The following is a 13,236-nucleotide window of genomic DNA, read 5'->3' as shown; positions in this document are numbered from 1 at the left end:
TGAGCAAAATGTTGCGCCGAGCCCTTGTGCTATCATATGAGGACTGCCGTCAGGCGTGGGTACTCGATGCAATGTGTGATGGCAGAGAGGCGTTTTCCGAGGCTGGAGGAGCGAGAGTGTCAGATTTTGAAATATCCGTCGTGATCCCCGTGTACAATTCCGAGGAGTATCTGGGCGAGACTCTGGAATCGGTGGCTGCCCAAACAGTGGGGATGGACGCCGTTCAGGTCGTTATCGTCGACGACGGGTCCACTGATGGCAGCGCCGCCATCTGTCGTTCGTTCCAAGATCGCTACCCAGCCAACGTCGTTTTTCACCAGCAGCCCAACGGAGGCGTCTCCTCGGCGCGCAACGCCGGCCTCGACCGGGCCAGCGGGCGCATCGTCACCTGCCTGGACAGTGACGACCAATGGACGCCGGAATCGTTTGCCTATGCCGTGGATTTTTTCGACAACCAGGAGAACAACGTCGACGTTCTCGTTGGCGAGCTCACCCTCTTCGAGGGCGAGGACCACACCCATCCCTTGGCTTACCGTTTCCCGAAAGACAAGGATTCCATCATCCGTCTGGGAGATCGCCCCTGCGACATCCAGAGTACGATTGGGAACTGCTTCTTTCTGCGCGAAGCTATCGGTGATATCCGATTCGACGAGGATCTGACTACGTCGGAGGATACGCTGTTCGTCAACCGGGTTATTTTGCACAAGTGCGCCTACGCGGTTACTCCTTTCTGCACGTATCTCTACCGAAAGCGGCAGGACGGTTCGTCTCTGAGCCAGGTCATTACCTATTCCAAGCATATGCAGAATCTGGATGTGTGCGAGCGCGTGCTCGAGGCGTCGCGCCGTGCCAAGGGGCGGGTGCTTCCCTTTGCCCAGGCGGTGGCGCTCTACATCATCGGGTGGCAGCTTTTGGGCAAGGCGAGCGATGCCCTGTCCGCCGAGGACGCCGCGAATTGGTCGGCCGCTGTGCGCAAGATTGTCGCGGACGCCGATGCTGACGTCATCGCCAATGCGCGCTGGCTTACTCGCGAAAAGAAAATCGTTCTGTACCGCCTCAAATACGGGGTGGATGTCTTTAAGGAACTGGTTTGGGTTGACCGCGATCGAGGGTTGCTCGACGGTATGCAGCTCATCAGCATGAACGCGAAGGCGCCCTGCTATCTTTACGAGATCACTCCCCAAGGCACGACGCTGCATATTGAGGGAACGACGGACATCGACATATTGGGAATGCCCTTCGAGCTATTCGTTCGCGACGAGAAGAGCGGTGAGCGCTTCAATGCGCATTTATCCCCATTCCCTACCGATAATCGTCGCACTCTGGCTAAAGAGTCGGTATGCAAGGGTATGCGGTTCACGCTCGATCTGCCTTTGGAGCCGGAGCGCTCCTTCTCGTTCCGCGCGAGGTTCTGCGGGCGTGTCCAGGAGGTCATCCTCACGCCTCATTATGGCAACTTCGCTATTTTCAGCCAGTCAATGAAGCGCGACTACCATCGTTTCGGCGGCGTCATGGTGAAGCATATCGGCAAGCAGCTGCGCACCTATCGCGCCACGTGGCGCATGGCCGTCGTGTCCGAGCTGCGTCGTTGGGCGGAGATCCTACGCTCGAAGAAGGGGACGTCCCGATTGCGTTTCGAGTACGTTTGGCTGCGTCTGTGCTACCGGGTTCATCGACTGCTGTTCAAGAAACCCATCTGGATCTTCGGCGACAAGGAGTGGAAGGCAGGCGACAACGCCGAGAACGTGTACCGTTATGCCATGAAGCGATCCGGCTATCGCGGCGCTAAGATGTACTTCGCTTTGGAGAAGTCGAGCGCCGATTACGCCTCGGTGGCCAAGTACGGTCACGTAATTGATCCGACCACCTTCCGCTACAAGCTGCTGTTCCTGCTGTCCTCGGTGGTGGTGTCCTCGCGCGCCGAAGAGTCCATGGTGAACCCCTACGGCCCCGAGCTCGTGTTCGTGAAGGATCTCATGGATTACGATTTCGTATACCTCACCCATGGGACGCTCTTTGGAGATCTGGCGTTCATGCTGGGTAAGCCGGCGAAGAAAATCAAGTTGTTCTCGGTGAGCACCCAGATGGAGCGCAATGCACTTTTGAGCGAGGCTTATGGCTACCGAGAGGATGAGGTGTCTCTCATGGGCATGGCTCGTTACGACGCCTACGGCGATGTCCATACTCAGAAGAAGATCGCGTTTCTGCCCACGTGGCGCTCGAATATCGCTGGCAAGATCATCCCGGGCACGAGCACGCGCGAGTATGTGCATCATTTCAAATCCACGGATTTCTGGAAATTTTACAATGCCCTCATCAATGACGAACGTCTGCTGGACGCCATGAGGCGTTACGGGTACACGGCCGAGTTCTACGTGCACCCTGCATTCGAGAAGCAAGCCGGTGATTTCCAGGGCAATGAGCTTGTGCAGGTGGGGGAGGGGTCGGCTGACTACGAGCGCGTGCTGAGCGAGTCGGCGCTCATGGTGACGGATTACTCAGGGGTGGGATTCGATTTTGGCTACCAGCGCAAACCAGTGGTGTACAGCCAGTACGATTCGGTATTCAGCGGTGGTCACACGTACGGTGAGGACAGCTACTTCGACTACGATATCGACGGCTTTGGCCCTGTGACTCGCACATTGGAGGAAACAGTGGACGCCATCATACGCTACATGGAAAATGATTGCCAGATGGAGCCCGAATATCGAAGCCGTGCCGACGCCATGTTCGGTTTTTCTGACTACGAGAGCAGCAAACGCATTTTCGAGGGCGCTCGAGCATTGTCAGAGCGGCGCCGCGCCGATGGCTGCGCTCGGTGATCCGCCGGTTCGTCATGGCCTCGACTTTGGCGCAAGGAGAAGTTAAACCCTGTGGACATAGCGTGTACGCGATATGTTGATGCGGGGCAACTGCGGGGAGTTTTGCGCCAGTGCTTCTCGATTTTGCTACGATGAATCTGCATTTCGGTTTTGAATTAGGGGGCGACGCGAGAGCGTCGCCCGTTTTGTGTGGATGCGCGGATCGATTCCGTCGGAGGAGGAGCAGGCTTTGAAGCGTCTTGTGGCAGTGGTTTTGGCGATAGCGCTCGTGTGCGTCCCTGTGGCTATGGGCGCCACAGCGTCCTCGTCGGCTCTGGAGAAGCAGATCGCCAGTACTCCCTATCAGATATGGCCTGCGAAGGCGCGCTCCAATTCTCCGGACTTCGTGCGCGCGGCCATCAAGCAGAGAAACGCCCAGGGCGATAACTGCAAGGTGGTTCTCGGCACTTCCGAGTTTCGCTGGGTTTATCCCGATACGGTCTCGTCGCACCCGGGGAACTTTTTCGCGAACAACAATTATGGTATGGACACGTTCCTTTTGGGCCAGCCTTATTGCCAAGATCTGTGGCACGCCATTGAAGCGGGCGCGCTTTCTGAAGACATTCCCGACGACAAAGTGGTGTTCTTCTGCGGAATCTCCTGGTTCATGGATTACCAGAATCCCGCCAAATGTTTCAGGTTGTCGTTTTCGCCCGAGGCTTACGCTGACCTCATGGCCAATCCCAAGGTGAGCGACAAGACGAAGGCGAATATTCAGAAGAAGATGGTTGAGTACGGCGTGTCGGAGGACGAAGTCTATGCTGAGGCGTCCGATAAGACCTTCGTGGATCGCATCAACGAAGGTGTTCAGAAGATCTTTGATACGTCGAAAAACTGGGACGCGGTGCTCAGCGACGAAGAAGATGATTGGAACGCGCCGGAGCGTGAGTTGAACAAGAGTCGTCCCGTGCCAGAGGGGCGCACCCAAGGTGAGGCCCAGGTGCCCGATTGGGATGCCTGGATGAGCCAAGAGCAGGCCGAGGGAGCGGATCAGACGTCGAGCAACGACATGGGCATCTACAATAGCTGGTACGAGAACGGCGGGTACGACAAATGGTATGCCGGCCGCGAGGACTGGCTTACGTTTACCGACGAGCCCTATCAGGAGACCGAGTTCGAGGATTTCGAGCTGTTTCTCGATGTCTGCCAGGAGACAGGTATCCAGCCGTTAGTCGTTCTCATGCCCCTCAAAGGCGCTATGGTCGATCAGACCGATTACACCGCCGATGTGCGGGCCATCTGGTACGACCGCATGAAGGCGATCTGCGAAGAACGGGGCGCTGAATACGTCGACTACTCGCCCTATGAGTACGATCCCTATTTTCTCTATGATATGGCCCATTTCGGCTGGACGGGCTGGGTGCAGGTGAATCACGACATCTACGAGTTCTTCATGGGCAAGGATGAGGCCGATGAAGCGAATTAGGGACAAGATTCTCGAGGTGTTTTTCAGCGACACTTGGCTCGGTGCCATCCTGTGGTTCGCCGCTGCAGCGGCGATGCTCGCTCTGGTCGTTTGGTTCCTCGTTTATTCGGGGTTTGGAGAGCCGGCGATGCCGGTATATGAGAACTTCTGAGCATGGTTTTGACGATGAGCCGATTGGCGTTTCCGCCAATGGAGAGTGAATGATGACGCGATGAAAGAAAGGGGAGGCACAACCGTGAGCAGGTTTCTTGAAAGGCTACGGGAAGTGAGCGCTGAGTATCCGGAGAAAGAGGCGTTTTTCAATTCTCGGATAAAGGAGGATGCGTGCCAGCGCCTGACTTACGCCGAGCTGGACGCCTGGTCCGACTCTCTTGCCGCTTCCTTTGCCGAATGGTCTCCAAAGGGCAAGCCCGTGGTGGTTTACGGCCACAAGTCGCCTCTCATGCTCGTGTGCTTTATCGCCGCTGCGAAGGCCGGTCTGACCTATGCCCCGGTGGACATCGCCTATCCGTCCGATCGCGTGAACGACATCTTGGATCAGATCGGGCACCCTCTTGTTATCACGTTGTCTGACGACGAATTTCCCGGCGACGCATCGCTGGCAGATTCAGTCGTCGGAGATGCCGTTGTTCGCGAGGCGGCCCTGGCGGGACGCTCCTGGGACAGTTCCCGCTGGATTGCCGATGAGACGCCCTTCTATTTGTTGTTCACCTCGGGGAGCACCGGCCGCCCCAAAGGTGTTCAGATGCCCTCGCGCTGCGTGGACGCCTTTATGGACTATTTCCGCGCACTTTTCCCCGAGCGGCCCGACGGCGTCAGCTTCAACCGCGTGCCCTACACCTTCGATGTGAGCCTGTTCGACATTATCGCCGGTTTGGCCTCGGGCTATACCCTGTTCTCCCTGGAGTCCGAAGACGAGCAGTCCATGAGGGCCACGTTCGGCGCTCTGGCTGCAAGTGACCTTACAACATGGATTTCGACGCCGTCCTTTATCGAGATGTGCCTGGTTGATCCTTCTTTCGACCAGGATCTCCTGCCCCGGCTCGACAACGTCATTCTCTGCGGAGAGGTGTTTCGCAACGCTACGGCCCTGAAGATCATCGAACGTTTTCCCGAGGCGAGGGTTCTCAACACCTACGGCCCCACCGAGACTCAGGCGGTCACCGATATTGTGGTAGACGAGAACTTGGCACGTGAGGTGAATCCTTTGCCCGTGGGCTATTTGAGCGATGGCGTGCGTGCCCTTATTCGCGATCCGGAAACCGGTGAGGAGCTGCTTTGCGGGGAAGTGGGAGAGATATACCTTGCGGGAAACACGGTGTCGGCGGGCTACTATGGCCGTCCCGATCTGACGGAGGCCGTATTCTCCGAGAGGGAAGGCTCCGATGGCACTGTGACGCGTTGCTACAAAACCGGTGATAAGGGCTATCTTGACGCGGATGGTCGGCTCTTCTGTTTGGGCCGTCTCGATTTCCAAGTGAAGCTGAATGGGTTTCGCGTCGAGCTGGCCGACGTCGAGCAGGCCCTCGTCCGGATACCTGAAGTGGCCGAGGCGGTGGTGCTTCCCGCCGATCGCGACGGGAAGGTGACTCATCTCGTAGCTCACGTACGTCTTGCTGAGCCGGGGATGACGGCCGACTTCGCTCGAGCGCGCGCCATTAAGGCGGCCCTTAAGGAACTTGTTCCCGACTATATGGTGCCCAAAAAGATCGTCTTCCATGAGGAATTCGCTTTGAACGTCAATGGCAAAATCGATCGCAAGGCGTTGGCGTAGGGCTCGACAATTATGAACTTCTATATCGATCCGGCATTCTATGTGTTTCTGGCCGTTGCCATAGTACCTGCGGCCATTCTCGGCTTCTCGGGGCGCCGCATCAAGTATTACGGACTGGCGGCCTCGTTGGCGTTCCTGCTCCTGCTCTTCGGCGAGAACTTGGAGGGCATGCTCGCTTTCGTTGCGTTCATCGCCATCGCCTGTGCGGTTACGTTCTGGGAGCTTTCCAGTTGGCGGTCGGGGCAAAAGGCGCTTTGGAAGTACCGGTTGGCACTCGCGGCCGTTATTGCCCCTCTAGTCGTTTACAAAATCGGTGCCGTATTCGACCAGAACCTCATGGGATTTCTGGGGATATCCTACATCACATTCAAGGCAATACAGGTCATTATCGAGATCCGAGATGACCTCATTGAAGATATGAACTTCACTGATTACTTGTACTTCTTGGTGTTTTTCACACCCTTCACATCCGGCCCCATCGATCGCAGCCGGCGGTTCACTGAGGATGCGAACCGAAGGTATACCGCTTCTGAGTATGCGGACTTGCTGGCTCGCGGCATTATGCTGCTTTTGGTGGGAGCAGTGTATCAGAAAGTGTTGGGCACGGTGTTCCACCATTACTTCACCCCTGCTCCTTTGGGCGACGGTCCTTGGTGGCAAGAGCTGGGCGCCCAGGTGAAAGATGCCTATATGTACGGCTTTTACCTGTTCTTCGACTTTGCTGGCTATTCCCTTATGGCCATGGGGGCCAGCTACTGCTTCGGCATTAAGACGCCGCGCAACTTCCGCGCCCCTTTTCTTGCTCTCGATGTGCGCGATTTCTGGGATCGCTGGCATATGACGCTGTCCACGTGGCTACGTGATTTCGTGTTCATGCGCGCGGTGAAGTCGGCGACGCGTCGCAAGCTGTTCAAAGACCGACTTCAGACGGCCTGTGCGGGCTACATGGCGAATTTCATGCTCATGGGCGCTTGGCACGGGCTGACCGTGGACTATCTGGTCTATGGCGCCTATTATGGCGTTCTCATGGGCGCCACCGACGTGTACCAGAAGAAATCTTCCTTTCACAAGAAGCACAAGAAAAAGAAATGGTACAAGGTTCTCCAATGGTTTGTTACCATTAATCTGGTCATGCTTGGCATGGCTATTTTCTCTGGGCAAATGCACACTGTCATAGGAGGTTTGACCAATGGCTGAGAATTCCGTCGAGGAGCGCATGCTCGAGCTCATCGAGGAGATTTGCGACGACGAGATTATTCGCGAAGAGCGCGACGCCGATCTGTTCGAGGAGGGGTTGCTCGATTCTATGGCAGCCATTGAACTGCTGGTGGCCATCGAGACGGAATTCGGCGTGACCATTGCGCCTACGGCGGTGGAGCGTGAGGAAATGAATTCGGTTAATAAGATCATCTATCAGGTGCAGATTCGCTACGATGCCCAATAGCGATTATGCGAGGCGCGCCTCGGTCCCTCCGCGGGCATGATGCTAATTTCGGCGCTGATGCGTCGTTAAGGAAAAGTTAAGGTATCATTGCCTGAGCTAAATTGACGGGATGACAGTTCGAAGGGACTCGCGTTGGTCTTCTCCAGCACTATTTTTCTGTTCGCGTTTCTGCCGCTGTTTCTGGCGGTGTACTTCGCCATGCCGTGGCGGCCGGCGAAGAATGTGGTTCTGCTGCTGTTCTCGCTTCTGTTCTACGCCTGGGGCGAGCCAGTGTACGTGTGGCTCATGGTGGTCTCCATCTGCTTCAACTGGCTGTTCGCCTTCATCATAGGCAAGTGCGGCGAGGGCAAGACGGCGCCGAAGCGCTTCTGGCTCGTGGCGGCGCTCGCAGCCAACCTGCTCGTGCTCGGGTTCTACAAGTACCAGGGCTTTCTGGCCGAGAACATCAACCGCGCCATTGGCGAGGAGTTCATCGCCGAGTTGAACCTGGCGCTGCCTATCGGCATCTCGTTCTTCACCCTGCAGGCCATCACCTACGTGGTGGATGTCTACCGCGGCGAGGTGAAGGTGCAGAAGAATCCGCTGTACCTCGGCATGTACATCGCCATGTTCCCGCAGCTGGTGGCCGGCCCCATCGTGCGCTACGCCGACATCGAGCACGAGATCGACCATCGCCGCGCGACGCTGGAGGGCTTTGCCCAGGGCCTGCGGCTGTTCTGCGTGGGCCTGGGCAAGAAGGTGCTGCTCGCCAACACCGCCGGCGTGCTGGCTGACTCGCTTCTGCCCCGCGAGGCGGCCGAGATCGGCTTCATCGGCTGCTTCTCGGGCGTGGCCGCCTACACCTTCCAGATCTACTTCGACTTCTCCGGCTACTCGGACATGGCCATCGGCCTCGGCAAGATGATGGGCTTCGAGTACCCGCGCAACTTCAACTACCCCTACACGTCGAAGTCGGCCACGGAGTTCTGGCGCCGCTGGCACATGTCGCTCGGCGGCTTCTTCCGCGACTACGTGTACATCCCGCTCGGCGGCAACCGCGTGAGCACGCCGCGCTTCGTGGCTAACACCATGATCGTGTGGGGCCTGACGGGCATTTGGCACGGCGCCGCGTGGAACTTCCTTCTGTGGGGCCTGTACTGGGGCGTGCTCATCCTGTTGGAGAAGTTCTTAGTCATGAAGGTGCTCGATAAGCTGCCGCGGTTCGTGAGCCATATCTGGTGCGTCGTGCTGTTCTTCTTCGGGTGGCTTTTGTTCGCCGTGACGGGGCTTTCGAACGTGGGGGAGTGGTTCTGCGCCATGTTCGGCGCCTACGGGTGGCTCGGTACCTCCACGTTGTGGGAGCTGCAGTCCTGGAGCTACGTGAGCCTCGTGCCCGTCTTCATCGTGGGGTCGCTGCCCTGGGCGCCGTGGCTGCGCAAGAAGATCCAGGCCTGGGCCGAGGGCGACCCGCACCGCGCCATCGTCGCCGCTCCGCAGAAGGGTAACACCGCCGTGCCGCCCTGCCAGGTGGTCTGCGAGGGCCCCGTGCCCGCCGGCCGCGCCCGCGCCGTGACTGCCGTGAACGTGCTCGCCGACGTGGCCCTTCTGGCCGTCTTCGTCCTGAGCTGCATGTCGGTGGTCTCCAGCTCGTACAACCCGTTTATTTACTTCCAGTTTTAGGGGGCATTATGAAGCTGCGGAATATCCTGTTCGCCGGCGTGCTCTGCCTGTTGCTTTGCGGCCCCGCCCTGATCGGATTAGCCTCATGGGGGGGGGTTGCTCTTCCCTCTTGGTTCACGGCTGACGATGCGGCTTATCTTTCTGGCGGTGTCGTAGAAGCCGATCCGGCCGCCTATGCTTCCCTCGAGGGGTTCAGCTCGGGAGAGTTTCAGATAGCCGCTGAGGATGCTGTGGGCAATTGCATTCCCATGAAGGCTACGGCTCTTCTCGCAAATGCAGCTCTCCAGCGCTCAGCCATCGAGACTTCGAATGCGCTCTTTGGCTGGGAGTGCTACCCCGCTTTCTATGGCTCGTCTATTGCGGAGATGCCGAGTCGGCACCGTCTGCTCGAAATAGCCGAAAAGGCGACCGGCGATACCCTTGCAACGGCCAGTCATATTCGGGATGGACTCGACGCCCTGAGTTTGAGACATCCCGAGCAACGGTTCTTCGTGTATATGGGCCCCGACTCTATGAATGTTGAGGGATCCCCGACGGCGAAACTCATCTCCAATCCACTTACCTACGGAGAGTTATCCTCGATCTTCGAGGACGAAGGCGGCCATTTCCAATGGATAGACGGCAACGTCACGTTCGACGAGTTTGCGGATGGGTGGAATTCCACTGATCACCACTGGAATATCCAAGGAGCTTTTCGGGCTTATGAGCGCATGGCGAGCGCTCTCGGTTTTCGGGACGAACTTCTTGTGCCCGCGCGTCTTGTGACCTATGACGCGCCATCCTTTCGGGGCACGTTCGCGCGACGTGGGTTGGAAACGCGATACGTGGATCAAATGATCGACTACGAATTCGCTGATTTCCCTCAGCTATCGATCATTATTGACGGGGCTGAGGCTTCTATGGACTCGCTTGTGCATTGGAAGAACTACCAAGCGGCCAATGTAGGTGCCAATGCTTTCACCAGTCGCTATGCCGAGTATTTCCATACCGATTACGGGCTTATTACCTTGGAGAACGAGGAATCGGATTCGCGGCAGGATCTGCTCATTGTCGCAGACTCGTATTCCAATTGTATGGAGCGGTTCCTGGCGGTTCACTATCGAACAACCTACGTGCTTGACCCCCGTCACGACGACGAGACGATTGATGCGTTTCTTGCTCAGCACCAGGATGTGTCCGACGTCCTTTTCATAATGCGGAGTCCGAACATGTTGGCGCAAGCGACGGAACATGCTCTTGAGCCGGAAGATATGCGCGAATAGGGGGAGCTCAATGGACGTTACATTGAAGACCACTGAAGAGGTTGAGCGGTTTTTCCAAGAAACCGACAATGTTCTTTTGGGCCCTCCGCCGAAAATGAAGAATGCGCAAATTGTGTTTACCGAGAAGGCTCATACGGGAAAGTGCATCTTGTGCTGTGGCGAAGATGTAACCTTGACGGGAGGCAAGCTGGTTTTCGCTGGCCCCGGTGCCATCGTCTACCTGGCGAGCGGAAACACCTCGTTGCGGCTGGATGCAACGGTGCATGCTGGATGCACGTTTGCCTTGGGCTCGTCGACGTACACCAACGGTTCACTCCATGTAATTGTATCCGAGCGGCGCAGTGTGCTTATTGGCGACAGAGGCCTTTTTTCCTTTGATGTGTGGATAAGGACTGCCGACCCTCATTTGGTGTACAGGGCAGAAGATGGCAGGCGCATTAATCCTAGCCGCGATGTGGTGATAGGCGACCATGTATGGCTCGGTCAATCTGCCATGCTGCTGAAGGGCGCGGCTATTGGATCTGGAAGTATTGTCGGTGGCGCTGCCGTAGTGGCCGGCAAGACGGTCCCTTCGAACACAAGTTGGGCGGGCAATCCCGCTCGGCAAATTGCTCGTGGGATTTTCTTCGACGGTGCCTGCGTCCACGGCTGGACTGCCGAGCAGACGGCTGCCTCTCAGACATTCACCTCTGATAAATGGGTTTACGCCAATGCGCCGCAGCGCGATCAGTCGGGTCTCGTGCGGCTAGCAAATCGACTGGCCGGAGTTGCCGATGCGAAGGAGCGTATCGCTCTCGTGCAAAGTGCTTACGAGGACAAGGGGAAGAACCGCTTCGCCATTGCAGAGGCGGCGACTTCATCAGCATCTGGAAATCGCGGCTCATCGTTCAGGGCCTTTGAGTTCCTGAGGTTGCGATCGCGTCGTCGTTGAGCCATCGCCTCAGCTTCTTCTTTGAGGTACAATGGCATCTTGTCGTTCTGTTGTTCATCGAAGCTGCTGTGCGTTAACGAAGTGGGGCTATGTCAGACAGGGTTGTAGAGCGCGTTCGACGCGCATTGAAGGTTTGGGGGTGTTGCCCCGCTGAGAGTCGACCAGTTGCGCCTTGCGTTGCGACAGCGCTTGCCCTCACTTTTTTTGTGGTTGGGATTCTTGTCCTAAACGACGACTACCGAGGCCCTGATGACGATTTGGGGATCTCGATGGTCCTTTCAGGACTCTATCCCGACGGCGGCCAATGCCTGTTTACCAGTGCGGTGCTCAACGGCATCATCTACCAGCTCAATATCGCCATACCGGAGTTGAACTGGTTTCTCGTGATCGAACGTCTCGCTGTGACGGTGGCATTTTTCTCGTTCTGCTACATCCTGTTGCGCCATGCTCCGCTCGGGCTTTCGCTCGCTTGCATCGGTTTTGTTGCGTACTTCATTATGCCGAAGTGCACCTTGGGGAGCAATTTTACCGTGGTCGCGGCGCTGTGCGTTACGTCAGGCGAGCTCTGCTGCTGCTCCGGTACTATGCGGAGGGCTCCTTCCTCCTGTGTGGCGGGCACTGTATTGGTGACGTTGGGATTCATGTGGCGGGCCCTTGTCTTGCTTCTCTCTGCTCCCTTTCTTGCCCTCGCTTTCGCGGGGTTGCTCGTTCGTCTCGGGCATGAACAGTTCCAGCGGGCTAAGGCTCTAGTCGTTAGGGCTCTTGTCTGCATGATAGCTGTCGGGCTTTGTGTTGGCGGCGCCTTGGCCTTCGACAAGGCGGTGTGGGCTGAGCCGAAGTGGGCCGATTGGCTCGAGTACAATGACGCTCGCTACGCTTTGGTTGATTACCCCATGAGCGATTACGACGAAGTGCGAGACGAGCTGGCGTCAATCGGCGTTTCGGAGAGCGACTACTGGCTCATGCGCAACTGGATTACGGCCGATCCCGACTACATCACCTCCGATTTGCTTATGGAGGTGTCCGATATTGCTCGAGAGCCGGTGGCAGACCGCAGTTTGCCGACCGCTTTCCTTGCCGAGGGGCGCCACTTGGTCAAGTCCCCTCTGCTGACTGTCTCTTTAGCATGTATTGCCGCCTGTGCGCTGCTCCTCGGACGTAAACGGGTGCTTGCGGCGGTTGTCCTGTCTCTTGGCGGGGCCTTTGCGGCTTGCGTGCTCTTTCGGTACACGGGCCGTTTGCCAGCTCGTGTCGAGTATTCCACGTGGGTTCTTTCTCTGCTGCCATGTCTCGTCGCGTTTCTCACCATTAGACCCCCCGCGCCTGTCGCAGCTAAGCCTGTAGGGTTACGGCGTGTAACGACATCGGCGCTCATCGGTGTAGTATTCGCCCTGTTATGCGTAGTGGGGCTTGTGCTGAAATGGGCCCCCACTTTCAACGTCGAGCGCATCGATCAATTCGAGAAGAGCAGCGCTTTTGTCGAGAGCAACGATCTGGTGAAGAGGTTCACGGAGCCAGGCGTCGTCTATGTATGGGACACGACGACCTTCACGCAGCTCGAGAAGCAGCTGAAATATCGCCATCTGCCCCCGGCGTCGTTCATGGGGTCGACGGCCCTTATGGGCGGCTGGACGCAGGGGTCTCCTTTGGTGCGCGCCCATAATGAGGAGATAGGTGTTCCCAATCCCATAAAGAGTCTTCTCGATCGCCCAGAAACCTACTTCGTGACCCGGCGCAGAGAGGCTATAGAGCAACTGACGCGCTATCTGCGCGAGCATTATGGCAAAGATGCAAAGGCGGAAGTTGTAGACGAGGTTCCTCTGAGCGAGAAGGGCGCTGATCCTCTTCTTGTGGTACGATTCTATGCAGATTAGTTCTT

Annotated in this window: 10 protein-coding genes; all 10 read left to right on the top strand. The window is 57.2% G+C overall.

Translation table 11 applies throughout. From position 1 onward, the window contains the following. Positions 1–116: 116 nt before the first annotated feature. Entirely contained in the window at positions 117–2,822 is a 2,706-nt protein-coding gene (locus tag ACW4LP_RS07790) for a bifunctional glycosyltransferase/CDP-glycerol:glycerophosphate glycerophosphotransferase (protein WP_173113653.1), read from the top strand. Between the two features lie 229 nt (positions 2,823–3,051). Next, the gene (gene dltD / locus ACW4LP_RS07785) at positions 3,052–4,287 is read left to right on the top strand and encodes a D-alanyl-lipoteichoic acid biosynthesis protein DltD (protein ID WP_227069987.1); all 1,236 of its coding nucleotides are present in this window, start codon (positions 3,052–3,054) and stop codon (positions 4,285–4,287) included. Continuing rightward, complete coding sequence (locus tag ACW4LP_RS07780; protein WP_173113647.1) at positions 4,274–4,438, top strand: hypothetical protein; 165 nt, start codon at positions 4,274–4,276, stop codon at positions 4,436–4,438. The genes dltD and ACW4LP_RS07780 overlap by 14 nt, the downstream gene beginning before the upstream one ends. A 114-nt stretch (positions 4,439–4,552) precedes the next feature. Next, entirely contained in the window at positions 4,553–6,061 is a 1,509-nt protein-coding gene (locus ACW4LP_RS07775) for an amino acid adenylation domain-containing protein (protein WP_275178646.1), read from the top strand. Between the two features lie 12 nt (positions 6,062–6,073). After that, positions 6,074–7,258 carry a D-alanyl-lipoteichoic acid biosynthesis protein DltB gene (gene dltB, locus ACW4LP_RS07770; protein WP_114539828.1) on the top strand — a complete coding sequence of 395 codons (1,185 nt, stop codon included), beginning with the start codon at positions 6,074–6,076 and terminating at the stop codon, positions 7,256–7,258. Continuing rightward, positions 7,251–7,505 carry a D-alanine--poly(phosphoribitol) ligase subunit DltC gene (gene dltC, locus ACW4LP_RS07765; RefSeq protein ID WP_114539827.1) on the top strand — a complete coding sequence of 85 codons (255 nt, stop codon included), beginning with the start codon at positions 7,251–7,253 and terminating at the stop codon, positions 7,503–7,505. Before dltB ends, dltC begins: the two co-directional genes overlap by 8 nt. A gap of 132 nt (positions 7,506–7,637) precedes the next feature. Continuing rightward, on the top strand, positions 7,638–9,164 hold the full coding sequence (locus tag ACW4LP_RS07760; protein WP_455803694.1) for an MBOAT family O-acyltransferase: 1,527 nt from the start codon (positions 7,638–7,640) through the stop codon (positions 9,162–9,164). Positions 9,165–9,172: 8 nt separating this feature from the next. Continuing rightward, complete coding sequence (locus ACW4LP_RS07755) at positions 9,173–10,426, top strand: DHHW family protein (protein WP_114539825.1); 1,254 nt, start codon at positions 9,173–9,175, stop codon at positions 10,424–10,426. Between the two features lie 10 nt (positions 10,427–10,436). Next, positions 10,437–11,357 (top strand): acyltransferase, encoded by a 921-nt coding sequence (locus ACW4LP_RS07750; protein WP_330039005.1) that lies wholly within the window; start codon positions 10,437–10,439, stop codon positions 11,355–11,357. 269 nt (positions 11,358–11,626) lie between these two features. Then, positions 11,627–13,231 carry a hypothetical protein gene (locus ACW4LP_RS07745; RefSeq protein ID WP_418133399.1) on the top strand — a complete coding sequence of 535 codons (1,605 nt, stop codon included), beginning with the start codon at positions 11,627–11,629 and terminating at the stop codon, positions 13,229–13,231. The last annotated feature ends 5 nt before the right edge of the window (positions 13,232–13,236 follow it).

Source organism: Adlercreutzia sp. CNCM I-6215 (assembly GCF_977072315.1).
This window is presented reverse-complemented; position numbering and strand designations above follow the sequence as displayed.

Excerpts from the sequence above, each read along its gene's own strand:
- ACW4LP_RS07745 (WP_418133399.1), top strand. The coding sequence starts at position 11,627 with ATGGTCCTTTCAGGACTCTATCCCGACGGCGGCCAATGCCTGTTTACC.
- ACW4LP_RS07750 (WP_330039005.1), top strand. The coding sequence starts at position 10,437 with ATGGACGTTACATTGAAGACCACTGAAGAGGTTGAGCGGTTTTTCCAA.
- ACW4LP_RS07780 (WP_173113647.1), top strand. The coding sequence starts at position 4,274 with ATGAAGCGAATTAGGGACAAGATTCTCGAGGTGTTTTTCAGCGACACT.
- dltC (WP_114539827.1), top strand. The coding sequence starts at position 7,251 with ATGGCTGAGAATTCCGTCGAGGAGCGCATGCTCGAGCTCATCGAGGAG.
- ACW4LP_RS07755 (WP_114539825.1), top strand. The coding sequence starts at position 9,173 with ATGAAGCTGCGGAATATCCTGTTCGCCGGCGTGCTCTGCCTGTTGCTT.
- dltB (WP_114539828.1), top strand. The coding sequence starts at position 6,074 with ATGAACTTCTATATCGATCCGGCATTCTATGTGTTTCTGGCCGTTGCC.